This is a genomic window from Alteromonas sp. ABH4_457, from assembly GCF_056160625.1.
Map to the genome: position 1 here is coordinate 443016 of NZ_JBSWXN010000008.1, position 24528 is coordinate 467543.

The window sequence follows — 24528 nt, forward strand, 5'->3', positions numbered from 1 at the left end:
TTAACTCAGGTTTGTCCTGAGATATTGGAGAAAGTTATGAAACTATGTGCCGTAGGACTAAGAGGAATTCCCGACGTAATGGGCGGAATCGAATCTCATTGCCAGCAACTGTATCCGCGGCTGGTCAAATCGGGCATGGATGTCACTGTGATTTGCCGCTCACCGTATGTGGATCAGTCTGTTGAAGAATACAAAGGCGTAAAACTGCGTTCTGTGTGGACTTTGAAGCATAAGTTCATCGAGACATTTTTACACACCTTCCTGGCTATTTTTTACGCCCGCTTCGTGGTGAAGCCGGATGTATTGCATATTCACGGCATCGGGCCGGCTCTGTTTACACCACTGGCAAAGCTGCTGGGTATGCAGGTTATGGTAACCCACCATGGCGCTGACTATGACAGACAGAAATGGAATCAGTTTGCCAAAAATATTTTGAAGTTTGGTGAAACGATGGCAGTGAAATTCTCAGACCGCGCCATTGTGGTTGGCCGTTCTCTCACCGGCGTGCTGAAGAACCGTTTCTCCGGTAAATCGAACCGTATCCTGTTCGTACCCAACGGTGCTAAAACCGATATGGATACTCAGATGGGTGCAGAAGCATTGCCAAAGGATTTAGGTATTGAGCCGGGTAAGTATGTACTTACTGTTGGCCGCCTCGTTCCTGAGAAAGGCTTTCACGATTTAGTCGAAGCATACAAAAAGTCTGATACAGATTTGAAACTGGTCATTGTAGGTGGTGCAGACCACGAAGATGAATACTCTATGAAACTGAAAAAGCAGGCCAGCGATAAAATTATTTTTGCCGGCCGCCGTCAGGGGGATGAGCTGAACGCTTTGTACAAGTTCGCCCGGGTATTTGTATTACCATCTTACCACGAAGGCTTGCCTATCGTCGCACTGGAAGCCATCAGCGCCGGTACAGAAGTGATAATCAGTGATATTACTCCGAACACCGATATCGGTTTGCCGGAAGATGCTTACTTCAAGGTTGGCGATACTGACGCGCTGGCCTACAAAATCACCCACGTGGATGATATGAAGCTGGCTATTAATAAAGAAGCGTTCCTGAACACCTTCAACTGGGATGCTATCTCTGATGATACTTACGTGATTGCGAATAACCTTGCTATGGGCATTCCTGTTCAACCACGTACGGCGGCCTGATGACTGAAAGACGTAAGCTGTTTCTGTATCCTTTTGTACATAGCAACGGGTTTGTCGACAGGATAAAAGGGGCGTTCAGCGAGCTGGGATATGATATCCGCCCGTTCAAACACCTCTTCCGTCCGGCAAACCTGTTCAGCAGAAAGGAAAACTGGCTGGTATTAAACTGGTATGAAGATCAGCCCTTTCGCAAGGGCATGAGCGGGCCCAAACGCTGGGCCTTCCTCCTCGCGTTCTTTCTTACTGTCTGTTCCATTCCCTTCTTCAGTAGCAAAGTAATTTGGGTACGTCATAACTACAAGCCTCATAATGTAAGTACTCACTCTACTCTATACACATTCATATTGAGGCTCTTGACGCTTATTGCGGACCGTGTTGTCACTCTTGAAATGACCGACAGAATAGAATCAAGCGTGGTGAAGCACCCGCTTTATTTCAACGACAGGGATTTATTTCAATTCTTTGAGGCCATCGGAGATACCCAAAAAGGTATCGACTTTCTGTACTTTGGATCAATTAAGCCCTACAAGCGCCTCGATAAACTGTTAGAGGTATGGCCGCTGAATCAAAAATTGCAGGTGATGGGCTTTTGTTCCGACAAGGAATATGCAGCCAGGTTGTACAGTATTATTGACCAGAGAGGTTTGCAGGTGGACTGGAATAATGAATTTGTAAAAGAAGAAACGCTGGAAGACGCGGTGTCTGACACGCGCTTTGTTATCATGGCCCACGATGATAACGCGATGATATCCTCCGGCACCTTTTACATGGCTATGAGTTTAGGCGCCAACGTGCTGTGTTTCGATTCCGCCTTCGCGCGAATGAAGGCCAGAGAGTTTCCTTTCGTTAAAATTATTGAACCGGATAATCTGGAAACCCAACTGGCCAATCTGGAGTACGTTGATTCCAGTGTGGTAGTGAATCAAGCTGTAGACCGCTACGGTGAGGAAGCTATCAGAGAATCCTGGCGGGTAGTACTGACTACCTGATTATCTCTTTCAGTTTCATAACAAAAAGCCCTGCGTCGTAGCAGGGCTTTTTCGTTGCAGCCAAATATCAGCTTGCTCTGGCCTGCAAGGTTTGTTTGTCATTCACCATCGCAAACACAGCATCATAGATGGCCTGGTCAACGCGGTTCAGCTCTGTAATAACGCCCATTAATTTCGGGTTACTGGTAATGGCTGATGAGGCACCACGATTCGGGCTGGTATTTTTGCTGGCAATATTGATGCGGGTGCTGAAGCGCTGATTAAAATCTTCCTGCCATTTATCCATTTGCTCCAGCGTGCCGTACACCGAGAAATGACGCAAATTTGCAACAGCTTTAGCAATCACATCATCTGCATTCGCCATAATATCAGCGGCATTGCGGTATCCGGAAAAATAGCGGGCATAGGTGACTGCCGAGTTAAGCGCCTTTTCTGACTGCAGATATTCTTCGATGTCAGTTTCGTTTTTCTGCCATTCCGATTCTTTAAAGCGGTTGTATACATATTCAGAAATAAAGCGGTCTGCAGGCTTTCTGAGTATCGTCAAAAAGTGCCAGTCTTTGTAAAAGTTACTGACTACCTCAGGGCGCGCCACACAATGGCCGGTAGTAAATACCTGGTGTTTACTGCTGAGTTGGAAGGTTAACTGGGTTTCCCTTGCGGTCATCATGTCCACTCCCAGTAACTTCTCGCACTCCCTGCTGGCTCTGAGATCAATATGGCCGGTGAAGCGGGTTGCTTTCAGCAGTGATGGATAGACAGACTGATAGATGGCATTAGACAGAGAGACGCCGGCACACTTGGGAACGTGGCAGAAAAAGATTTTCGGATATCGGGCGAGATACTTCTCTGATTGCTGCTTTAAGATTTCTTGCATGATTCTTGCTCCATCATATTCATGTTCGGGAAATCTACGCAGACTTCCTATTCGGATTGCAACTCACAGGGATACCAATGAGCGACAAATTCAGCGTTGTTATTACAACATTCAATCGACCTGCAGAACTCAAAGAAGCGCTGGACGGTGTATATGCACAAGTTGAGCAGCCGCTTGAGGTGATTGTAGTGAATGATGCATCTTCCTTGCCATATGATGACATTCTCACTGAATTTTCAGAAAAGCCGAATTTTCACTATCACTTTTTGAAAGAATCATCGGGTGCGAACAAGGCTCGTAACATTGGGGTAGACAGCGCAAAAGGTGATTACATTGCCTTTCTCGATGACGACGACATATGGCTGCCGGAATATTTGTGGGAACACAAAAAAGCTTACGACAACGGCGCGGACGCTGTGGTCAGCGGTTATCAGGTTTTAGGTGGTGAGCAACTGTTCGTGCAGCCTTCAAGACGGGTAGAGCGTGAAGTACTCCGAACCGGTAATCAATATTGCGGTATGAGCGGTTTCAGTGTGAAACGTGATATCGCTCTAAAGGAACGTTTCGATGAAACCCTGCCCAACGGGCAGGACTGGGATATGTACGTGAGGCTTTCAGAGCTGGGCTATTCATTATGGAATATTCCCAAGCCCATCTTTTTGTACCGCTTCATGAATATGGACGGCATCGGCGCCAAAGTAGCGAAAATGACGCCGGACGAAGCGGTGGTGCGCCTGCGCTCAGCAGACAAACACCGCCAGTTTCTCGGAGACGGGAATTACCGTAAACGGGTGGCTGCTCAATTACTGGTGTATTTGCCACTAAAAAAAGACAAGCTTAAATGGGTGATGAAGTCTGTTCACATTGCCGGTTTGTCTGTGACATTGAACCACCTGGCTGCGGTAACGGTAAAAAAAGTGCGACAGCGGGTCAGTTAGGGTTACGGGCCCTCATTACAGGAGAAGAGTCATGGAACTCTATCAGGATCAGTTTTCTTCAGAACACGACTTCCCACATCAGACGGAAACCCAAAAAACACTGGTGATTGCATCAACCGTGCGTTCAGGCAGTCATATGCTTGGTCATGTGCTTCACGAAACCGGCGCTTTTGGCTTTCCCCTTGAATACGTGAACAGAAAAAACCTCGACGAATGGAAACTGCGTCTTAACCGCAGGACTTTGCCGGAAGTGCTTGATGAACTCAGGGCGCGGCGGACATCCCCGAATGGTGTGTTCGGTATCAAAGTGCACTATTCCCATATCGAAGAGTTCGGCGGGTTCAAAGCGATGTGCAAAATGCTGCCGAATCCGCATTTTGTATTGCTTACCCGTGAAGATGTGATGGCTCAGGCTGTATCGCTGGCAGTAGCCAGACAAACCGGGGCCTGGATATCACAGCAGGGCAAGCCGGCGGCAGATCCGGAGTACAACTTTGAAGATATTGAAGCAGGCCTGCGCCGCGTCAGCCTGGAAAATGCGTCCTGGCGATACACCCTGGCGGCAACCGGCAGCAAATATATGGAATTGAATTTTGCAGATGTCAAAGCCAACACCGCTAATTCTGTACTCCGAATTGCTGACTTTATGGATTTGGCGGTGGAAAGTCACCGTATTCCGCCAACGCCGGTGACCAAAAAGCAAAGTAACATTTTAAACAAACAATGGCAGGTACGGTTTCAGCAGGAGTTTGACGGCGACGATGAACTGTTACGTTTTAACCGTGAAAGTTTCTGGCACAAGTTGTCGAAAAAATTATCCTGATTCAGACAGGTTCTGAGCCAGATAAAGAGTGGAACGACGGCGTAATCCGCCGTGAGTATTAAAGGAAAACTATGTTAAATCAATGGGCAGAAAAACAGGCGCTGGCAGAAGAGAAAAAGCGGGTGTACTGGTGGCAGTCGAAGAAAGACGACCGGCCGAATATCGGCGATTATGTGGCTTACGATCTGGTGAAGCGCGTACTCGCTATGAAAGGAAAGCTCATCAAAGACAAACTGGATCCCTCAACCAAGCTGGTCAGTGTGGGTTCTGTTCTGCATTTTGCGCGGGACGGAGATACATTGTGGGGCACAGGTTATAACAAAAAAATGGGCGATAAGGTCATTCAGTTTGATAACCTCGACGTCCGTGCCGTACGCGGCCCTCTTACCCGTGAATACCTTATGAACCGTGGCATCAGTGTACCGGAAGTTTACGGTGACCCGGCGTTACTGCTTCCTCATTTTTATTCAAAGCACCTGATGGAAAAGGCGCACAAAAAAGACTACATCATTATCAACCATATGAACGATGATATGGCGCAGTATGAAGGCTATGAAAAGGATCTGGTTACACCCATGCAGTATCCCGGCTCGTTCATTGAAGCTATCGTGAACAGCAAACGGGTTATTTCCAGTTCATTACATGGTGTCATCATTGCCGAAGCATACGGCGTGCCTGCCATTTTTTACGATTCCGGCAGCGGCGAGTCGATGTTTAAATATGAAGATTACTATCAGGGCACAGGTCGTACTGAAATTCCCAAGGTGACCAGCCTGGCGGAAGGCATCTCTATGAATTTACCTGCGCCACCGGATTTCACCGCAATCACAGATAAGCTTTATCAGGCTTTCCCCTTCGATCTCTGGGGTGCAGAGTGACGGTAAACACCAATAGCAAAGTCAGTGTGTCACACTGACTTTGCATCTGCCAATGCACCGGTACTTGTTGAAGCCTGTGCCTCCTTCAACCTTACTTTAATAAGAAATTGCGCGCCGCATCCTTCGTTGTCAATGTATTCAATCGTTCCTCCCAGTCCCTGAGTGACGATGGTGTACACAATACTCAGGCCCAGACCGATGTGCCCGTCTTTCCTTCTGGTGGTGTAGAACGGAGAGAAAATATTATGAATATGTTCCGCATCGATACCACACCCGTCGTCTTTATAGAGCAAGGTAAACTGATTGGCAGATTCACGTTTCACAGAAATATAGATATGGCCGTGCTTGTCCGGCCCGTAGCCATGTTGAATAGAGTTTATCACCAGATTGCTGATGATTTGTGATAACAATTCAGGCTTAATTATGACGTTAATATCTTCTGCACATTCAATCTGATTTTCAATCATGGATGCGCTCAGTGAACTCTCGAGGCAGTATAAAGTATCTCCGATATGTGTCCTTACATTTACCGGCTGCTCCTCATCGGCGCTCTGTGTAATGTCAATTTTCTTAAAGCTTGAGATGAGATGGGAGACTTTATCAATTGAGCCTTTCACCATTTCTGAGAGTTCAGTGACGCTGCTGATGAAATCTTCAAATTCATCCTGAGTCAGGCTGCCATCTTCATATTGACGCTGGACAATTTTACTTTCCTCCAGCAGTTGAGTGATACCGGTCAGGCTTATGCCAGCAGGCGTGTTGATTTCGTGGGCGATACCGGCAACAAGACGGGCGATATTGGCCATTTTTTCTGATTGGATAAGCTGTCCCTGCGTTTCAGCCAGATTCTCTATTACAAAGTTCAAACCGACATTTGAAGCTTCAAGAGCCTGATTTCTTTTATATATCTCCTGTTCCAGTTCCATTTGCAGAGATATGTCCCGAATCATCAACAACAATACGCTGGCATCGCCGGAATCTAATCTGGTTATGGTTGTTTCTGTCCAGAGCAACGTTTGATCAGATTTTTGAAATAACCAATCAAATTTGAAGCTCGAGTTTTTTGCATTTTCTTTTTGAATACTGTGGAACATCGATTCAGACGATACGTTTGCAGTCTGGTATTCTGCAGAAATGTGTAGTAAATCGCGTCCGGTAAGAGAGTCCCTGCTTTCGTAACGCAGAAGCCGGAGAAAGCTGTCGTTACAACTTTTTATACGACCATTTTCGATAATAAGTGCGCCATCGATGGTGTTGGTCAGAAAAGTGGTAAATAGTGAATCGTCGGTGGTTGAAACTGAATCTTCTGACATTTTTACCTCACTACAAAATTAATCATAAAATGTCACTTCAACAGAGCTTATTTTTAATGACGTTCGTCTCTCACACTACGTTAACATTTGCCGGAAGTCAAAGCATTGCCACCGACAAATTTTTTGGCTACGCTACCAGCCTTTGCCTCTAAGAAAGGAATGCACAGTGTGCGAACTCCTTGGCATGAGTGCCAATACGCCAACCGATTTATGTTTCAGTTTTACCGGCCTGACCCGCAGGGGAGGGGAAACCGGTCCTCACAAAGATGGCTGGGGTGTCGCTTTTTATGAAGGAAAGGGCGTCCGGCTTTTTCACGATCCCGAACCCTGCGCGACTTCTCAAATCGCTGAATTTGTTTCAAAGTTACCGATAAAGAGCAAAACGGCAATCTGCCATATTCGCCAGGCGAATGTGGGTAACATTAACCTTTCTAATACGCATCCGTTTACCCGTGAATTGTGGGGGCGTTGCTGGGTGTTTGCCCATAATGGCCAGATCCCCGGTTTTACCCGCAGAGCCGGTATGTACGAAGCTATCGGTGACACAGACAGTGAAGAGCTGTTCTGCGATTTAATGAATCAAATCCGTCAGACTTTGCCCCGCGATGCTATGCCTGAGCAACTGGCTGCTTCGCTGGTGGCCCTGTCAAAAGAATATGCTGAGCAGGGTGTGTTTAACTGCTTGCTGAGTAACGGTGACTGGCTGTTCACTTTTTGCAGTACCAAGCTGGCCAGCATTACCCGCCGGGCACCATTCGGACCGGCCTGTCTGAAAGATGTGGAGGTGGAAGTGGATTTTGCCTCTGAAACCACGCCGGCAGACGTGGTGAGTGTTATCGCAACAGAACCGCTGACTCACGATGAAACCTGGGATATTTATGAACGGGGAGAATGGCGGTTATGGCAACTGGGTGAAGTGATTGCCAGTGGTAAAGTCGATGTGCCGGTACACAAGTCTGAAGCCGCCATGATCAGTCCCTTAAACATGCCGAGAGATTGCGCTTAGCAAATCTCTCAGCATGGCTGTCGGTCAGTCCGGCAGGATAAGACAGCTACACCTTCTTCTTTTTCTTTCCTGATTTAAATTCTTTCGCAATGGCCAGGGTTTTCTTGCGGAAAAACAGTAGCAGGCTGCCGCAGTAAATCAATGCGCCAAGGCCAACCAGAGCGGGTAGCTCAAGAAATACGTTATCCAGTCCCAGTAAGTGATTGCGCTCGACATATAACACCACACAGAACATTACTGTACCGGTAAGGGTGAACATCCAGGTTTCTCTGAATGCGTCTGTAAGGCTAATGTTCAGAGATTTTTTCACCAGCATAAATTTCAGCACCAGGGTGATAAAGTTAGCAACAACAAGCGCAGAGATCACTGCATACAGGCCCCAGGGAACAGCAGCTAACGGAAACAGGAAGTTAAAGGTCAGGTTTATCAGGTTAAGTTTAAATGCCTGAGCCGGTAAGCCTCTTGCAATCAGCAAGTTAGGCAGATAGTACGCCATCACGTTACAGGGCGTTTGCAGCGCCAGAATAGACAATAAGTATGCGCTGTCAGTCCATTTATCACCGAACACCACATCAATAAACGGATGAGCGATAGCACCGACACCGAAGTACACCGGTGTAACGAAGATGGCGGTCATGCTGACCACACGGGCGAAGGTTGCCGGTAGTTTGTGGTCCTCAACCCTTGCCAGACCGGCCAGAGCAATTCTGTTCAGTGGCTGGAAAGTGAGGTTGTTCAATACTGAAAACCCTTGTCTTGCCACTGAGGTGTAGGCAAAGGTGGCGGCCCCGAGAAAGGCCGCAATAACGATGTTTGATGTACGCTGGGAGAAGAAATTCATGAAAGACATGGCGATCAGCGGTTTCGCAAAGCGGATGATTTCAGGCAGGTGGGACTTATCCTCTACCTTACCGGGACGGAAATCCGAGCCGTGCCAGGTCAGGGCTGTAGAAACAAAAGCCTGAACAACTTTTCCGAGAATAATCGCCCATGCGCCGAAGCCGGTTAATGCCGTGGCGACAGACACTACGCCTCCAACCAGCACGCCGGCTGTGTCGTAGGCCGCCAGCCGTTTATTGGCAAAATCCCGTTCCATTTTTGCTTTATGGACCAGGCGCAAACCGTTAGCCAGCGGAATAATTGCCAGCGCCGCAATAAGTTGAGCGGCGAGTTCGGAATAGGTGTACCAGGCAACGGGCACTGCCACAGCGAACATCAAAATTGCGATGACCAGTGACACACCCATCAAAAACCAGAAGGATAAACTGGCGAAGTTATTGTCCCATTCTTTGCGCTGAATGAGATTTTGCGATACGCCCACGGTGACGAACAGGTTACAGAAATCGGTGACCATCAGACAAATAGCCACCAGACCGAACTCTTCAACGCCCAGAATACGCGCCATGATGGCGTAGACGACAAAATTTACCAGCTGGCCTGCGCCATTCGCGGATAAATTAAAAAACGCGCCCTTAAGGGACTTGGCTTTCAACGACATAGAGACTGACGTCCTTGTTACTGCACTTGATGTTGCTTATTTATTGTTACTCAATAATTCCGTAGATTGCTTGTGTGCCGTCTTCATTGAGTCTGGTGAAGTTGTTTATACGGTATTTGTCAGAATTTGGGAGCAATACGGTTTTGCCTTTTATAAATAAAGCTTCTGCGATTTGCTGATTCAGTTTAGCCTCATCAAATTCATAGGGCACGGTAATATTCGCCTGAATTTTCGGCTTGCCCGCAGAAAGGTTATAGAAGTAATTGTTGATATATTCTGATTCAGGGTAGCCCTGCGGATCGAAAACGGCAAAGCCTGAACGGTTCGCGTCTTTCTGATTAATTACCACATTATTCTGTACCTGCGTCCAGAAAGTGTTGTCGTCCTTAAACCGCGAAGCGGTTAATCCGTTACGTTTTGTGGTGATCAGGTTATGCAGAATAATGCTTTGTCCCAGCGGACTGGTGAGCAGGCCACCCATCTTGATTGACGCCCACTGTTTACCCCGCAAGTCGCCCAAATCATGGATATAGTTATTAAACACAAAGCCCGGGCCAACGCGAACCGGCGTAATACTTATTCCCGAGTAAGTGTGTGAAATGTCGTTGTTGTAAACCAGTACATTCTGCTGGCCGCCGTCCACTTCAATGGCATCATCGTTGGAATATGCCAGTACATTGTTATAAATCGCCGAGTCACGGACAAAACCGCCAAGAGGCTCTGCATTCTTGCGCCCTTCAATGACATCATTTAAACGGTGGTCTGCCGTACCGGTGAAGTGATTGTTACGAACAATCACCTGACCTTTAAATTGCGGGTCAGGATGGTTTGCGTGTGCAAGAAACGCGTTAGGTCCTTTGGGATGACCATGAGACCAGTCATTGGCAATGGCGCGGGGATCGTGCACGTGACAGTTTTCCACCGTGATCACGCCGGACTGACGAAAGTAAATGGCTGAGTCATAGTTAATCGGGCCGGCATCTTCCATTTCATAGGCAATGCCATTTTTCATGACATTCGGTGCCCGGCCCCAGCCTGAAATATCACATTGGTTTATCCAGATATCATGGCCTTTTTCACCATAAATAGCATGCACTCTCGCGCCTTCTATGGTGATGTTTTCAAAGTAGATATAGCTGTTGTCGCCGGTAAAGATAGCGTATTTATCTGAATCGTCAGGGGTAATGACTGTGCCGGCGTCCCCCACAATTTTGGCGTACCCGTCTTTGCTGCCTTCAATGCCCAGCGCTTCAAGATCCAGCATGCCGCCTTTATAAATGTCGGAGAGTTTATATACCTTATCCGGGTCAATCACAGGTTTATCCGCGCGGGTGGTAAACTGGCTTTCAATTATCCTCACAGGCTGCTGAGGCGCATGCAGAACTACCTTCACATCGTACGCTGTGCCGGCTTCAAGATACACAACCGGCCCTGTCAGGATACCGTTGACCGGTTCGAAACTTAAATCCCTGCCTTGCTGCCATTGTTCAGTACCTGAGCGGCGATAAAGTAATTCTGCGCGGGTGTCAGCGGTGACATCAAATACCGATATACTGGCAGACTCAATGAGTGGCTGAATAAACAGACCCTTATCATCGGGAGCCGGCATAGTTGGTTCAGTAAGGACCCCTGCATTTTCTGCCCACTTGTTCAGCAGTGTATCCCGTATCCCCAGGTGTTGTTGCAAATAATGGTATAAGTCAGCCTGATTAAGAGGAAACAGAATAAATGCCGATTTAACCACATGGCCCATCGCGGTTTCAGATCCAGCTCTTTTGGCTAACTTCAGTGTCGCGTTTTCCAGTGACTCGCCGCGACTCATCATCATTAAAATCTCACCGGACTCGTCGTTGTAGTCCTGCTTAAGCAGATTCAGCATCCGTCCGTAGCGCTTCGAAGCCGCTAAATCTTCCACTAATGTCTCTGCACTTTGTAAATCTGACACGCCTTGCGCAGCGATTTTCTCCAGCGCCATGCTGCCCGGTTGAGCCGGTGCTACGCTCGCGGCTTGTGCGAAGTGTACAGTCAGGCAGGACAACCCTAACGCAAGTACTTTAACGAAGTGTGAAGGGCGTGACGTGCGAAGATTTCGTGGAAGTGACAGTGAGGCATAGACTGATTGCGGCGATAGTCGCATTAAGATACTCCGTGACGGGAAAATGAGAAGAAACTAATTACTCATTACTGTCAGAAGCAAAACAAAGGCCACAATGGGGATTTAACGGTGAAGCCTTGCGGCTCTGCGGTTTTAACCGGTTCAGGACTTGTCAGAACCTCAAAGAGGTAAGAGGAAACCTGCGGAGTGTCTTGTTTTGAATACACTTCGCAGGCAACAGGTTGTCTTATTAATGCACCGATAACCCGAGGCTGGCTGCCCACTGTAATTCTGCACGGCTTAAACGGTTTGCTGAGCCTGATGACAGGTCGTGTAGCATAGGGTAGGCACTGGATGACGGGATGCGGCGATGGTGGAGCAGGGCAAAAATTAACAACATACAACGGCTTCTGGCATCGTTGCAGTGAAAATAAAGCTGTTTACCTTCAGTGGTAAGCTTACCCAGTTCCTGGATATACTGCCTCAGTAATTCGAGTCCGGTCTCTGTACTGTCGAGAGTTTCGGTAAACGGAAACCAGCGCCAGTGCATGCCCGCATCTTTAACCAGTCGTTCCACCTGCTCAGCATGCTCTGATGAGGTCTGCAGTGTGATAACGTGGGTGATACCCTGTTGTTTAAGTGTCTGAATGCTTTGCGCATCCGGCACCGCTCCCAGTGTTATGGAGGCCGTTCCGGTGATCAGACGGTGAGAAGCCGGTTTGTCGGTTGTGTTCATGCTTGAGCGTTTACACCACAAAATAATAAATTGAAAAGAAATGGCAACTACAGCCACCCAGCACAAACAGATGCCAGATAGCGTGAGTGTAACGCTTTGACTTGGCAACGTAAAATAACACACCGATACTGAAGCATAGTCCCCCGGCAACTATCAGCCACAGTCCGGCTCCCGGCAGCGCCATATAAAGCGGATAAATAAGGCCAAGGGCTATCCAGCCCATCAGCAGGTAAGTTGCCACAGATACCTTCGGGAAACGGTGCCGGGCAATGAGTTTAAAGGCAACACCGCCTGTAGCCAGGATCCACACAATTGCGGTCATCGTAATTCCCAGCCATCCGCCGATACCGACCAGAAGGAGGGGAGTGTAAGTCCCGGCAATGAGCAAATAAATTGCGCTGTGATCAAACAGCTTCAGGATCCCCTTTACTTTGGTGTGGGAAATACTGTGATAGAGGGTAGAACTGAGAAACATCAGGATCAGCGTGGTACCGTAAACGGCGGCTGCGGCGATGGCTACCGGTTGCTCAGCACGAAGCAGTAAAAACACCAGCCCCACAACGGCCGCAACAAACCCCGCACCATGGCTGATACTATTTAACCATTCTTCCAGCACAGAGTAGGCTTTTGCCGCAGCAGGCCGCTTTTCTGATTGTGTCATGTGATGCTCCCACAGATCTTACCAGTCGATAAAAACCAGTGTATAGTTTCAGCGTACACTTGTACACTCAAAATGCTGCAGAAGTATGACGCTGTCCGGGGATTACGCCTTTGTAGTTAACAAACCGTCACCCTTTAACGGCTTTTACTGTCAAACCGAGGCTTCCTTCATACTGACGCAAAGCCTCCACGGCGCTGTCGGGTATGGCAATGCTGAGGGTTACAGCCTGCGAGTAAGTGCAATCTGTGACTTTACCTTTAACCGATTCAGTCCAGTGGCGGATAAATTGCTCCTGAGCAAAATCAGTGGTCACGGTAAAGGCATTCAGTTTAACCTGTGTAATAACCGGCAGGGTTTCCATGGTCTGTTGTGCTGCGCCAGAATAGGCGCGGACCAGTCCGCCGGCCCCCAGCTTGATACCGCCAAAATAGCGGGTAACAATCATCATGATGTTACCCACCGGTTTGTGCTGTAATACATTGAGTATTGGCTTTCCGGCAGTGCCGGAGGGTTCCCCGTCATCAGACATCGCCACGCTGAGTGGCTGGTCGGGATGGCCTAAAAGATACGCCCAGCAATGATGTCTGGCATCCGGATAGCGGGCTTTCACTTCATCAAGCATCAGCATGGCATCTTCGCGGGTCTGGGCGAAGCCGGCACAGGCATAAAATTTACTCTTCTTAATTTCCAGCAGGGTTTCGTAACGCTGCGCAGGAATGGAATAACTCATCTTAGTTAAAAGGTTTCTCAATACTGTTAGCGGGCTCAGTAAACCATGCTGGGCCTTCATCTGTCATGTAGAAATGGTCTTCAAGGCGGATCCCGAAATCCCCGGGGACCACAATCATCGGCTCGTTACTGAAACACATTCCGGTAGCCAACGGCTGCGGATTATCTTTCACCAGATAGGGCCATTCGTGTATGTCCATGCCGATACCGTGACCGGTGCGGTGGGGCAGGCCGGGCAACTGATAATCGGGGCCCAGCCCGTAGCCCGCCAGACAGTCTCTGGCTGCGGCATCAACCCGTCCGCAAGGCGTACCGGGTTGTGCTGCGTTAAACGCGGCAATCTGCGCTTCTTTTTCTGCTTGCCACAAGCGGGCCTGTTTTTCTGTAGGCTCTCCAAAGCAGTAAGTACGGGTTATGTCAGACAGATAACCTTTTAATTTACAGCCCGTGTCGATGAGCACCAGATCGCCGGGTTTCAATACCTGTGGATCTTTCACGCCATGAGGAAAAGAGGTGGCTTTACCGAACAGTACGATACAGAAACACGAACCTGCCGGCGCGCCGGTTTTCTTGTGCGCTTCATGAATGAACTGTTCCACTTCGGTGGTGGTGATCCCTTCGTAAAGAATACTGGCGGCGGCTTTATGCACCTCCAGCGTCATATCCATGGCCCGCTGGATAAGGGCCAGTTCCGGTGCCGTTTTATGCATGCGGCATCCTGCAGTCACCGGACTGGCGTTAACCAGTTGGAGCTCCGGCATGGCTTTTTGAAAACCGTCGGTAATAAAAAAGGCCGTTGATTCATCAATACCCACTTTATCACCTGGCTTTACACCGGTCTGTTTTAACAAGCGGGCGAACAGGACATATGGGCTTTCATGTTCCTGCCAGCCGGCAATGTCACCGGCGATGATCAGACGTTCAGACAGGGAAGCTATTTCGAAAAACGGTGCGATAAAAGTGACCGGACCTTCTGCTGGCAGTAATGCGCCCACCAGTCTTTCACTGGCGTACCATTCAAGGCCGGTGAAATAGGTCATATTGGTGCCGGCATTAAGGTAAAGCGCCGCAATACCCTGCGCTTTCATTAATGCCTGCGCTTTTCGGATCCTGGCTTCAAACTCTTCTTTGCCAATCGCCACAGTATCTTTTGTCATATCCTGAAGCGTGGACAAAGCTTCTTCTTTTGTTTTTCCGCCTATGCCGTTTCCTGTCATGTTACCTCCGGTAAATTCGCTTATTTTGCCGGTTATCTGTCCGGCTTCTTGTGGTTGCTATCATACGGATATATAAGCAAAGGATCTCCTCGTCCGGCGGTAAATTCAGTCCGCCTGCCGATTTGCTGTTTATCCGCTCAATTTGCACAACCGGCGGCTAAATCTGGTAATCCGTTGTCCCGCCGTGTTAAAACTCAATACAACCCATTTCAGGTACATAACAATAAAAACAGGGAGAATATTTGTGACCACTTTTACACGCTCTGTACGCATCCTCAGTTTATCCGTCTTTTTGGCCTTTCAGGGAAGTGCTGCGGTGTATGCGGCTTCTGAACCCCTTGCAACAGATACCGCCGACGGCCAGTTTGAAACCTTATACTCGCAGGAATGGCAGTGGCGTAAGAATTACTACAGTGTGGATGAAAACAGCGATACACACGCAGCGCCATCTGCTTTGCCGGATGTGAGTCAGGCCACGCAGGAAAAGCGCCTGAGCCGCTGGCAGTCTGTGCTGAGAGAGCTGAATACTATTGATACCGCCACATTGTCGGAAGAGAATCAGACCAACTATGCGGTATACCGTAATCAGATTGAAAACCTCATTATGGATCAGGAATACCGTAGCTGGGAAAAGCCTTTGCTGGGTGATACCGCATTCTGGAGCGACCTGACATACCTGGCGCGGGAGACATTTCACAGCGAACAGGATTATGTGAATTACATCGCCTGGCTTAACGATATGCCACGGTATTTTGATCAACAGATCGCCAACATGAAAATGGGTCTTGCGCGGAAGTTTACCTTACCGGCGATTTCTCTGGCTGGCCGTGAACGCTCTGTGGAGTCGGTAGTTGACGCTGCTGGTGAAGATAACGTGTATTTTCAGCCGTTTATTAAGTTCCCTGCCAAAATCTCTGCACAGCGACAACAGGCTTTGCGTGCACAGGCACAAAAAGCGATCAGCGAAGCGGTTATTCCTGCGCATAAAAAGCTGCTGTCCTTTTTAGTTGAAGAGTACATCCCCGGGGCACAGCCTTCCATTGCCGCTTACGATTTACCTGATGGCAAAGCTTATTACCGTGCTCAGGCAAAAAAGTACACCACACTGGATTTAACCCCGGAAGAAATTCATCAGATTGGTCTGGATGAAGTGGCGAAAATCCGTGACCGCATGCACGATGTCATGGCTGAGGTGAACTTTGATGGCGATTTAGCCGCATTCCTTCATTTCCTGCGCACCGATCCGCAGTTCTATGTCGATACGCCTCAGGCGCTGCTCGACAGAGCGGCCTGGACAGCCAAAGAGTTTGATGCCGTGGCCTCTGACTTTTTCGGTCATCTGCCCCGTGCCCGTTTTGCTATTATTCCTGTGCCTGATGATATTGCACCGTTTTACACCGCAGGTCGCGGTGGCCCGGGCGTTTATCTGGTTAACACCTACGATTTACCGTCACGCCCGCTTTATTCGCTGCCAGCCCTGACCTTGCATGAGTCAGCACCCGGACACGCCTTCCAGATGCCGTTGTCACTGGAAAATGACGGGATCCCGGACTTCCGGCGGGAAAGCTACATTTCTGCTTACGGAGAAGGATGGGCTCTGTATACCGAGAAGCTGGGCGAAGAGATGGGAATTTACCACACCCCCTATGAAATCTTTGGCATGCTGAGCTATCAGATGTGGCGTGCAGCACGGCTGGTGGTGGATACCGGTATTCATGCAAAAGGCTGGAGCCGTGAACAGGCGCAACAGTTCATGAAAGACAACACGGCACTGTCGGTCCATGAAATTACCACTGAAGTTGATCGTTATATTGCATGGCCGGGTCAGGCGTTGTCTTATTACCTGGGACAAATGGCAATGGAATCAAACCGTGCCCGCGCTGAATCTGCATTAGGTGAAAAATTCGATATCCGCCATTTCCACGATGCGGTTTTGCAACTGGGCTCAGTACCTTTGTCTGTGCTTGAACAGCGTATCGACCGGTTTATTGAAGAAGGCGGTGTGTCTCCTTATCAGTAATCGTTTTACTTCACGCTACCTACCCTGATCATTAAGGGCAGGAAGTTCGTAGTTTTATTGCAAAATGTTCATTTATTATCTTTTCCGATATAGCGTCTATGCTATATACAGTATCGGGCATGAGTTGTTGCCCGGATTCAATTTTATTATGCAGGGTTTGTTTTGGATTACACGGATTCAACTCACGAAAGGAATCAACTTGCCGGAAATCTTCACGAATTACTGGTGAGTCTCAATGATGGCTTTACAGCTTTTTATGATAAAAATAAATCGCTGTGTAAGACATCAGCTCCGGTATCACACTTTGCTTTTCACGCTTTACTCCCTCATTCGTTAAAAGTATTTGAAAATATAGAGTTAACGGATTTGCCCCGGGTTTTGGACGTACAGAATTTCCTCGGTTATCACTGCGTCTTATCTGCATCAGAGTTTGAGAAGTACCCCTGGGCATTATCGGTGATTGCCGATAGCAAGAGCATTTCAAAAATTGCCCATGATTTACCAATCGGCGTGATCAACGTGGACAGCAACTGGAATGCGGTTTTTATTAATGCACGTTGTGCAGACATGTTGAAAACCTCATTGGATGAGTTATATGGCAGGAAATGGATCGATTATTTACCCCCGTCACTGGCCAGGGAGTTCCGTGATCACGTAAGCAATACTGAGAGTTGCAGAAACTTATATAAAACCCGTATAGAGTTTGTTACGCCACTGGGCAGCATTTACGTATTTTCAGTGCAACTGGCAGCTTACTTTGACTCCAGAGACAATTTTATCAGTGCCTCGGTAACCCTGAATGATGTAACGAATGAATTTCGGGCAGAAAGCAAATTGCAGTACATGGCTGAACACGATTCATTAACTGAGTTATTTAACCGGTCCGCCTTTATTCGCAAAGTCGAAGAGATGGATGCCAACCGGTTTTCCCGTTCGTTATTTTTGTTTATCGATATCGACAGGTTCAAAGAGATTAACGATACCACGGGTCACAAGTTCGGTGATGCAGTGCTGAAATATGTAGGAAGAAAAATTGCTTCTGCGGTGCGCGAAAATGACCTCAGTGCCCGTTTTGGAGGTGATGAATTTGTTGTTTGTATGTCTTCTATCACCTCAGACAGAACGGTAGAGGGGATAGCGCGAAAGATAGATTCCTTATTGAACACTACCTGTATGCTGGAAGGGCGCGAAATAGAATTGCGTTGCAGTATTGGTATTGCCTGGACGCCCACTATTCAGTTTGAAGAAAATCAGACCAGAGCTGAAAAGGTTCAGGCTGTTCTGGATGCAGCCGACCAGGGTATGTATGAAGTAAAGCGGGGAGCACTTACTGCAGAACATTTTAAAATTTATGATGTGAATCTCAGAGAGCAAAAGAAGTGGCTAAAAAATCAGAAAAAAGAACTTCAGGACGTCTTGAGTGATGATGGCCTGACGTGTCATTTTCAGCCAATCTACAGTGTTGATGGCCAAATCCGTTCAGTAGAAGCCCTCGCCAGATTTAAAGCTCCATTTCAGTATTTCAAAGGCATCGAATCCGTTATCAGTTTTGCTAAACGGCAGAACATGGAGTTGGCACTTTTTGATAACGCATTAAAAGAGGCATTGAAAGGCTTCGCACTATTACGCGAACATCAGCCTGCGTTGACGCTGAATATGAATGTGGATGTCAGTCAACTCGAAGAAGAAAATTTCAATAAAGTCATTACACAACTCTGCATGGAATTCGGGATTCCTCTTTCCAGTGTATGTATTGAAATTACAGAGATGATGCTAGAGCGTAACAGCACAAGAGTACAGCGACAGATAAAACAATTGCAGCGCAGAGGGTTTTTAATTTCAATGGACGATTTCGGTACCGGATTCAGTTCATTTAAAAGGTTAATGAATTACGATTTTAATGAACTGAAAATAGACCGTTATTTTGTTCAGAATGTGTCCACCAATGACAAATATAAGAAAACTCTGACAGCAATGATTGCAATGGGGAAAAGTCTTAATCTACAAATTCTGGCTGAAGGTGTGGAAACAGAGGAACAGTTCCAGCTCTGCAGAAATCTTGGTGCCCAGCTTTTTCAGGGGTTTTATTTTTCTAAGCCACAGGATTCAGATACACTAATAAAAATGCTTAACAGTCAGCCTTGTGTAACCTGACACGGGTAGTTTATCGGGAACGGAAAATGGATAAAAGAGCATCGGAAAAGGAAGCGCAGTACATTGTAGGCATAGGAGCTTCTGCCGGCGGTCTTGAAGCTCTGCAGGAACTCTTTAATGTACTGCCGGACAATCTTGGCGCATCTTATGTCATTGCTCAGCATTTATCGCCTGACTTTAAGTCGATGATGGATGAGCTGTTAAGTAAAAATACCAAAATGGCTGTACACCAGGCAGTAGAGGGGGAAAAACTGAAACCTGATACGGTTTACCTCATACCTGCAGGCAAACTGATGAGGGTGGCTGAAGGATGCATTTACCTGTCTGATTTACCCCCTGACAACCGCATAAATCTCCCCATTAACGAATTGTTCAGAACCATCGCAGAAGACGTACAGAATCGCGCGATAGGTATAATACTATCCGGTACAGGCTCCGATGGTAGCCGTGGCATTCTGTCTTTGAAAGAGATGGGGGCGATGGTCATCGCCCAGAATCCCGCTGAGGCTCGCTTTGATGGCATGCCGTTAAATGCAATCAATACCGGCTCTGTGGATTTCGTGCTGAATGTTCAGGAGATCCCTGAACAGTTAAGACGTTTCATCGAGCATCCGCTGGTGCGGGATCAACCCAGTAAGTTCCGTGAACACCTATCTAAGAACTCTAAAATACTCGACGACATTCTTGGTTTAATTAACGATCGTACCGAACTGGATTTTCGTGCTTACAAAGAATCTACGGTCTCCCGCCGTATTGAGCACAGAATGAGCATTAACAGCAAGCATACTTTGCTTGAATACTGGGAATATTTAAACGGCACGCCGGATGAAGTTGAACTGGTAAAACAAGATTTGCTCATTGGTGTCACTCAGTTCTTCAGGGACGCTGAGGTTTGGGAAAGGTTGTATGAAGATGTTGTAAAACCCATGGTACTGGAAACATCGAAAGATGACACCATACGTGTGTGGGTTCCGGGGTGTTCTACCGGTGAAGAGGCTTATTCTTATGCTATCCTGTTTTCTGAGGCAATGCAGGAATTAAAAGTGGAGCGACAGGTTACGCTGTTTGCCAGCGATATTGATCAGTCAGCTGTGGCTTTTGCCGCGAATGGTATTTATCCCGGCAGTATTTCTTCCGAAATGTCTTCAGAATTTATTGCGCGGTATTTTAATTTACTGAACGATGGCAGTTACCAGGTGACTAAAGAAATCAGGAATATGGTGGTGTTTGCCACCCACAATCTGATTCAGGATCCGCCATTTTCCAATATGAATCTGGTGAGTTGCCGCAACACGCTTATTTATTTGCAAAATGCAGCGCAACAAAAAGTAATGGCGTTTTTCCATTTTGCGTTGAAAGTGAAAGGCTACCTCATATTAGGAAGTGCGGAATCACCGGGAAGCTTCAGTATCTATTTTGACTTTACCGATCAGCGCAACCGCATCTATCAGAAAGCCAAAGATATAAAGGTGCCTTCCTCCCAGATTCATTCTGCTAAGCCTTTTCAGAACCGGCATTACAAGCCGAAATCTGTATCTCACTATTTGAGTTCTCCGAATAAGCGCATTGAAATAGATCGCAAGTCTGCAGCCGTTGGCAGACAGGCAATGATGGAGGCTTACCTGCCTCCGACATTAATTACAGATACAAAATTGCGGGTTATATACAGTTACGGCGATACGACCGCCTTCACGGCACCTCTGCGGCCGGGTTTGGTTACCCATGATTTATCCGATGTATTGAGAGATGATTTATCAGGTCAGGCTATATCGGCTGCCCATCAGGTATTACGTGAGAATATCTCGGTATTCATGGAAGACATCAGAGTCACTGAAACGGAGCGCTGGTCCTTGCGTTGTTTCAGTTTTAACGAAAACGGGCCTGATAATGTTTTTGTCGCTTTAAGTTTTGTACCGGGTTCAATGCAATCAGTGCCTGATGCAGACATTATCTATAAGCGTAGCGAGCAGACAGTTAAACGCATAGAAGAACTGGATAATGCTCTGATAGAGTGTCAGAAGCTTTATCGTGAAGCACTGGAAGACTTAGATACAACCAGTGAAGAGTTACAGTCGAGCAATGAAGAGTTGATGGCAGCTAATGAAGAACTGCAGTCGACCAACGAAGAGCTGCAATCGGTAAACGAAGAACTCTATACGGTAAACAGTGAGTACCAGCAAAAAATTGTTGAGCTGACGGACATCAACAATGACTTAGAGAATCTGATGATTGCTACCCATCTGGCAGTGCTGTTTCTTAACAGCGATCTCAAAATCAGAAGATTCACACATGCAATGAAGCAATATGTGAATATTATTGATTTTGATATTAACCGGGATTTCAGAGATTTGTCGTTTAAGAAGCCGCTGACTGCATTAGATGAGCTCGTTTCCCAGGTTAATCGTGGTCAGAAATCTACTGTAAAGGAAGTCTATCAGGACGACAGTACCGCGCAGCGTTACGAGGTAACCGTCAGTCAGTATAAGATTGGCGACAGTGCAAAAGGCGTGATTATCTCTATTGTTGAATTACATCAATGAGTGATTCACTCCACCGGGATGTCATGCTGGAGCAAGGGCAGCATTACCTCGAAAAGGAACTGCTCAATTTGTTGCAACGCGACAAATTAATGTTCGAATTTTTTCAGGATGATGTTGTAGACGGGCTTTGGTACTGGGATTTAACCGACCCTGAAAATGAGTGGATGAGCCCGAAGTTCTGGCGTCTTTTTGGTTACGATCCGGAATTTAAAGAGCATAAAATTACAGAATGGCAGGACATCATTTTTCCTGAAGATCTTGCTGTCGCTAAACGTAATCTTGAGCTTCACCTGAAAAACCCGAAACATCCTTACGACCAGGTAGTCAGATACTGGCACAAAAACGGCACAATTGTGTGGGTACGCTGTCGCGGTATTGCCATTTACTCCAATGAGGGTGAGCCGGTAAGGATGCTGGGATGCCATCTTGACATGACAAGGGTCATGGAAAGACAACAGGAGTTGCTCGGCCTTCAAATAAAATATGAACATCTGCAAAGAAGACTGGATGAAGTGCATTCAGAGCTCTCCCAGGTAAAACTATTAAATGATTCTCTGCTTCGCCGCTCAGAAAGTGAACGAATTTGGGACGATTACGGGTTTGCCGGAAGCCAGTTTTTTATTGAGCATGTGCGCTTGCTTGCACAATCTGCTGACCGATTAGGATGCAAGCTCACAACATTGAGATTTTCTTTCAACGGCATAAATGGCGATATCACTCAGTCGGACGAATTAAAAAACTTTCTCAATAAATCCGTTTTTGCGTTGATTCCGGGGTGTGTTCCTTTTCAGTTTTCAAATGAGCTGATAGGCGTTGTTATGCTGGATTATTCCGAAGATGACGTCAGAAAAATTGAGTTAGAAATGCGAAGTGCTGTTCAGACTCATCCGTGGTTGGCAGGAAAGCCGGTCATAGGCTTGCAATACCGTGTTTTACCGGTAAATAGCGAAATGTTAGATAAATATCTGGACCTGTCATACATTCTCGAAATGTTCTTTAAATAAAAAGGGTGTGCTGTGAAGCACACCCTTTGTTTTTTTTCTGAATTTCCTTAGATATCGATACTTAACGGGCCAAGGTTCAGAGATATCAGTGAACCTGAGTCTCCCGAATCGCCGGAATCTGAGCTTGGGCCACTCAGGAAGCCTTCAAGTAGTGACAGACTTCCTCCTTCACTCACAGTAGTTACGTTTCCGGCCGCATCGGTAATAGATGCCGATAACGATAACGGGCCCACACCCAGATCGAGGAACGGTCCGTATGTCCAGGTACCATCTTCAGCAACGGTAGCGGTTACTGACACAGTTTGCTCAATTCCCAGAATATTGGCAGTCAAATCTACATTGACGGCCAGTCCTTCCAGTTCGGGGTCGGCAGTACCGGAGATAAACGGTTCAGTGATTGTAGGTACGTGGGTCACATTCAGAGACGGCGGGGTCACGTCGACTTCACCGCTCAGAGCTACCTGACTCAGGTTTCCGGCCACGTCCAGCACCGACACATTTACATTCAGAATTCCTTCCGCCACATCGGTGGGGATATCCAGCGTGTATGAGCCGTCACCGGCTACCGTCGTTGTCAGTGACTGGGTTGCGCCCAGCGCATCTTCTGTTTCAATGGTCACCGTCGCGCCGATTTCATCAGATGTACCAGAGATGGTTGGTGTTAAATCGTTAGTGAAACCAATTGCATCAACGGTCAGTATTGGCAGGGTTAAGTCAATTAACCCTGACGTGCTGACAGTTGCCAGGTTTCCGGCATCATCAAGCACCGACACATTCACATCCAGCAAGCCTTCAGAAATAGCGGTTGGTACAGTCGCAGACCAGGTGCCGTCACCAAGTACTGTGGCGTTGAAGCTCTGGGTATCGCCATTACCATCCGTCACAGCAATACTGACAAGAGCGCCGATTTCGTCAGCAGTACCGGAAATCAACGGCGTACTGCTGGTCAGATCGGCAATCGGGTTAATGTTCAGGATTGGCAACGTCAGGTCAATCAGGCCGGAAGTATTCACCGTGGCCACATTGCCCGCTGCATCCAGTACCGACACGTTCACATCCAGCAAGCCTTCTGAAATCGCCATGGGCACGTTGGCGGACCAGGTACCGTCGCCGAGAACTGTCGCGTTGAAGCTTTGCGTATCACCGTTACCGTCTGTGATATCGATGGTTACGATACCGCCGATTTCATCAGACGTACCGCTGATGAGTGGTGTGTCGCTGGCGAGGTCAGTAATGGCATTCACGTTCAGAATTGGCAGCGTCAGGTCGATGAGGCCGGAGGTATTCACCGACGCCACATTACCCGCTGCATCCAGTACCGACACGTTCACATCCAGTAAGCCTTCTGAAATCGCAACAGGTACGTTGGCAGCCCAGGTACCGTCACCGAGAACTGTCGCGTTGAAGCTTTGCGTATCACCGTTACCATCCGTCACAGCAATACTGACAAGAGCGCCGATTTCATCAGAGGTACCGGAAATCAACGGTGTACTGCTGGTCAGGTCCGCAATCGGGTTAATGTTCAGGATTGGCAACGTCAGGTCAATCAGGCCGGAGGTATTTACCGTGGCCACATTGCCCGCTGCATCCAGTACCGACACGTTCACATCCAGCAAGCCTTCTGAAATTGCCATGGGCACGTTGGCCGACCAGGTGCCGTCGCCCAGTACTGTCGCATTGAAGCTCTGGGTATCGCCGTTACCGTCAGTAATGTCGACGGTTACCAGTGCGCCGATTTCGTCAGAGGTACCGGAAATTAACGGCGTACTGCTGGTCAGGTCCGTAATCGGGTTGATGTTCAGCACTGGCAGTGTCAGGTCAATTAATCCTGAGGTGCTGACAGTTGCCAGATTGCCGGCATCATCCAGTACCGACACGTTCACATC

General features: G+C 47.7%; 19 protein-coding genes. 10 read left to right on the plus strand and 9 right to left on the minus strand.

What is annotated here, in order from left to right; genetic code table 11:
• Positions 1–36: 36 nt before the first annotated feature.
• Positions 37–1164 (plus strand): glycosyltransferase family 4 protein, encoded by a 1128-nt coding sequence (locus ACXAGR_RS21885; protein ID WP_474852496.1) that lies wholly within the window; start codon positions 37–39, stop codon positions 1162–1164.
• A complete protein-coding gene (locus ACXAGR_RS21890) occupies positions 1164–2153 on the plus strand; it encodes a glycosyltransferase family protein (RefSeq protein WP_474852498.1) in 990 nt (329 codons plus the stop codon). The genes ACXAGR_RS21885 and ACXAGR_RS21890 overlap by 1 nt, the downstream gene beginning before the upstream one ends.
• 67 nt (positions 2154–2220) lie before the next feature.
• Here the strand turns inward: ACXAGR_RS21890 and ACXAGR_RS21895 are convergent, their stop codons facing one another.
• Positions 2221–3030, minus strand: a complete 810-nt coding sequence (locus ACXAGR_RS21895) for a sulfotransferase family 2 domain-containing protein (RefSeq protein WP_474844865.1) — start codon at positions 3028–3030, stop codon at positions 2221–2223.
• 77 nt (positions 3031–3107) lie between these two features.
• Here ACXAGR_RS21895 and ACXAGR_RS21900 point away from each other — a divergent pair, with 77 nt between their 5' ends.
• The 3 genes from ACXAGR_RS21900 to ACXAGR_RS21910 all read left to right on the plus strand — a co-directional run bounded on the left by ACXAGR_RS21900 (position 3108) and on the right by ACXAGR_RS21910 (position 5669).
• Positions 3108–3968 carry a glycosyltransferase family 2 protein gene (locus ACXAGR_RS21900; RefSeq protein ID WP_349584526.1) on the plus strand — a complete coding sequence of 287 codons (861 nt, stop codon included), beginning with the start codon at positions 3108–3110 and terminating at the stop codon, positions 3966–3968.
• A 31-nt stretch (positions 3969–3999) separates the two neighbouring features.
• Positions 4000–4791 carry a Stf0 family sulfotransferase gene (locus ACXAGR_RS21905; RefSeq protein ID WP_474844864.1) on the plus strand — a complete coding sequence of 264 codons (792 nt, stop codon included), beginning with the start codon at positions 4000–4002 and terminating at the stop codon, positions 4789–4791.
• Positions 4792–4862: 71 nt separating this feature from the next.
• A complete protein-coding gene (locus tag ACXAGR_RS21910; protein ID WP_349584529.1) occupies positions 4863–5669 on the plus strand; it encodes a polysaccharide pyruvyl transferase family protein in 807 nt (268 codons plus the stop codon).
• Between the two features lie 29 nt (positions 5670–5698).
• Here ACXAGR_RS21910 and ACXAGR_RS21915 read toward each other — a convergent pair whose 3' ends face one another.
• On the minus strand, positions 5699–6982 hold the full coding sequence (locus ACXAGR_RS21915; protein WP_474852499.1) for a PAS domain-containing sensor histidine kinase: 1284 nt from the start codon (positions 6980–6982) through the stop codon (positions 5699–5701).
• A 166-nt stretch (positions 6983–7148) separates the two neighbouring features.
• Here ACXAGR_RS21915 and ACXAGR_RS21920 point away from each other — a divergent pair, with 166 nt between their 5' ends.
• Positions 7149–7988, plus strand: coding sequence for a class II glutamine amidotransferase (locus tag ACXAGR_RS21920; RefSeq protein WP_474852501.1), 840 nt, complete (start codon positions 7149–7151; stop codon positions 7986–7988).
• Positions 7989–8034: 46 nt separating this feature from the next.
• Here the strand turns inward: ACXAGR_RS21920 and ACXAGR_RS21925 are convergent, their stop codons facing one another.
• The 6 genes from ACXAGR_RS21925 to ACXAGR_RS21950 all read right to left on the minus strand — a co-directional run bounded on the left by ACXAGR_RS21925 (position 8035) and on the right by ACXAGR_RS21950 (position 14924).
• Complete coding sequence (locus tag ACXAGR_RS21925) at positions 8035–9486, minus strand: oligosaccharide flippase family protein (RefSeq protein WP_474844861.1); 1452 nt, start codon at positions 9484–9486, stop codon at positions 8035–8037.
• 46 nt (positions 9487–9532) lie between these two features.
• Positions 9533–11623 (minus strand): right-handed parallel beta-helix repeat-containing protein, encoded by a 2091-nt coding sequence (locus ACXAGR_RS21930; RefSeq protein ID WP_474852503.1) that lies wholly within the window; start codon positions 11621–11623, stop codon positions 9533–9535.
• Positions 11624–11831: 208 nt separating this feature from the next.
• The gene (locus tag ACXAGR_RS21935) at positions 11832–12317 is read right to left on the minus strand and encodes a protein-tyrosine phosphatase family protein (protein WP_474852505.1); all 486 of its coding nucleotides are present in this window, start codon (positions 12315–12317) and stop codon (positions 11832–11834) included.
• A gap of 10 nt (positions 12318–12327) precedes the next feature.
• Positions 12328–12978, minus strand: a complete 651-nt coding sequence (trhA, locus tag ACXAGR_RS21940; RefSeq protein ID WP_474844858.1) for a PAQR family membrane homeostasis protein TrhA — start codon at positions 12976–12978, stop codon at positions 12328–12330.
• A gap of 127 nt (positions 12979–13105) precedes the next feature.
• Positions 13106–13708: a YigZ family protein gene (locus ACXAGR_RS21945; RefSeq protein ID WP_474844857.1), complete on the minus strand. Its 603-nt coding sequence runs from the start codon at positions 13706–13708 to the stop codon at positions 13106–13108.
• A gap of 1 nt (position 13709) precedes the next feature.
• Positions 13710–14924 carry a M24 family metallopeptidase gene (locus ACXAGR_RS21950; protein ID WP_474852507.1) on the minus strand — a complete coding sequence of 405 codons (1215 nt, stop codon included), beginning with the start codon at positions 14922–14924 and terminating at the stop codon, positions 13710–13712.
• Positions 14925–15168: 244 nt separating this feature from the next.
• Here ACXAGR_RS21950 and ACXAGR_RS21955 point away from each other — a divergent pair, with 244 nt between their 5' ends.
• From ACXAGR_RS21955 to ACXAGR_RS21970, 4 genes are all read left to right on the plus strand, one after another.
• Positions 15169–16944: a DUF885 domain-containing protein gene (locus ACXAGR_RS21955; protein WP_474852509.1), complete on the plus strand. Its 1776-nt coding sequence runs from the start codon at positions 15169–15171 to the stop codon at positions 16942–16944.
• A 162-nt stretch (positions 16945–17106) separates the two neighbouring features.
• Positions 17107–19098 carry a putative bifunctional diguanylate cyclase/phosphodiesterase gene (locus ACXAGR_RS21960; RefSeq protein WP_474852511.1) on the plus strand — a complete coding sequence of 664 codons (1992 nt, stop codon included), beginning with the start codon at positions 17107–17109 and terminating at the stop codon, positions 19096–19098.
• A gap of 26 nt (positions 19099–19124) precedes the next feature.
• Positions 19125–21638, plus strand: coding sequence for a chemotaxis protein CheB (locus ACXAGR_RS21965; protein ID WP_474852513.1), 2514 nt, complete (start codon positions 19125–19127; stop codon positions 21636–21638).
• Positions 21635–22642, plus strand: a complete 1008-nt coding sequence (locus ACXAGR_RS21970) for a PAS domain-containing protein (protein WP_474852515.1) — start codon at positions 21635–21637, stop codon at positions 22640–22642. The genes ACXAGR_RS21965 and ACXAGR_RS21970 overlap by 4 nt, the downstream gene beginning before the upstream one ends.
• A gap of 47 nt (positions 22643–22689) precedes the next feature.
• On the opposite strand, the gene ACXAGR_RS21975 is transcribed toward ACXAGR_RS21970, so the two are convergent.
• Positions 22690–24528: beta strand repeat-containing protein (locus ACXAGR_RS21975; RefSeq protein ID WP_474852517.1), on the minus strand; the 1839-nt coding region annotated here is incomplete at its 5' end.

What these genes read in the sequence shown, in the direction of transcription:
- ACXAGR_RS21885 (WP_474852496.1), top strand. Translation starts at nt 37, where the DNA reads ATGAAACTATGTGCCGTAGGACTAAGAGGAATTCCCGACGTAATGGGC.
- ACXAGR_RS21890 (WP_474852498.1), top strand. Translation starts at nt 1,164, where the DNA reads ATGACTGAAAGACGTAAGCTGTTTCTGTATCCTTTTGTACATAGCAAC.
- ACXAGR_RS21970 (WP_474852515.1), top strand. Translation starts at nt 21,635, where the DNA reads ATGAGTGATTCACTCCACCGGGATGTCATGCTGGAGCAAGGGCAGCAT.
- trhA (WP_474844858.1), bottom strand. Translation starts at nt 12,978, where the DNA reads ATGACACAATCAGAAAAGCGGCCTGCTGCGGCAAAAGCCTACTCTGTG.
- ACXAGR_RS21905 (WP_474844864.1), top strand. Translation starts at nt 4,000, where the DNA reads ATGGAACTCTATCAGGATCAGTTTTCTTCAGAACACGACTTCCCACAT.
- ACXAGR_RS21950 (WP_474852507.1), bottom strand. Translation starts at nt 14,924, where the DNA reads ATGACAGGAAACGGCATAGGCGGAAAAACAAAAGAAGAAGCTTTGTCC.
- ACXAGR_RS21900 (WP_349584526.1), top strand. Translation starts at nt 3,108, where the DNA reads ATGAGCGACAAATTCAGCGTTGTTATTACAACATTCAATCGACCTGCA.
- ACXAGR_RS21965 (WP_474852513.1), top strand. Translation starts at nt 19,125, where the DNA reads ATGGATAAAAGAGCATCGGAAAAGGAAGCGCAGTACATTGTAGGCATA.
- ACXAGR_RS21925 (WP_474844861.1), bottom strand. Translation starts at nt 9,486, where the DNA reads ATGTCGTTGAAAGCCAAGTCCCTTAAGGGCGCGTTTTTTAATTTATCC.
- ACXAGR_RS21895 (WP_474844865.1), bottom strand. Translation starts at nt 3,030, where the DNA reads ATGCAAGAAATCTTAAAGCAGCAATCAGAGAAGTATCTCGCCCGATAT.
- ACXAGR_RS21910 (WP_349584529.1), top strand. Translation starts at nt 4,863, where the DNA reads ATGTTAAATCAATGGGCAGAAAAACAGGCGCTGGCAGAAGAGAAAAAG.
- ACXAGR_RS21930 (WP_474852503.1), bottom strand. Translation starts at nt 11,623, where the DNA reads ATGCGACTATCGCCGCAATCAGTCTATGCCTCACTGTCACTTCCACGA.
- ACXAGR_RS21945 (WP_474844857.1), bottom strand. Translation starts at nt 13,708, where the DNA reads ATGAGTTATTCCATTCCTGCGCAGCGTTACGAAACCCTGCTGGAAATT.
- ACXAGR_RS21915 (WP_474852499.1), bottom strand. Translation starts at nt 6,982, where the DNA reads ATGTCAGAAGATTCAGTTTCAACCACCGACGATTCACTATTTACCACT.
- ACXAGR_RS21935 (WP_474852505.1), bottom strand. Translation starts at nt 12,317, where the DNA reads ATGAACACAACCGACAAACCGGCTTCTCACCGTCTGATCACCGGAACG.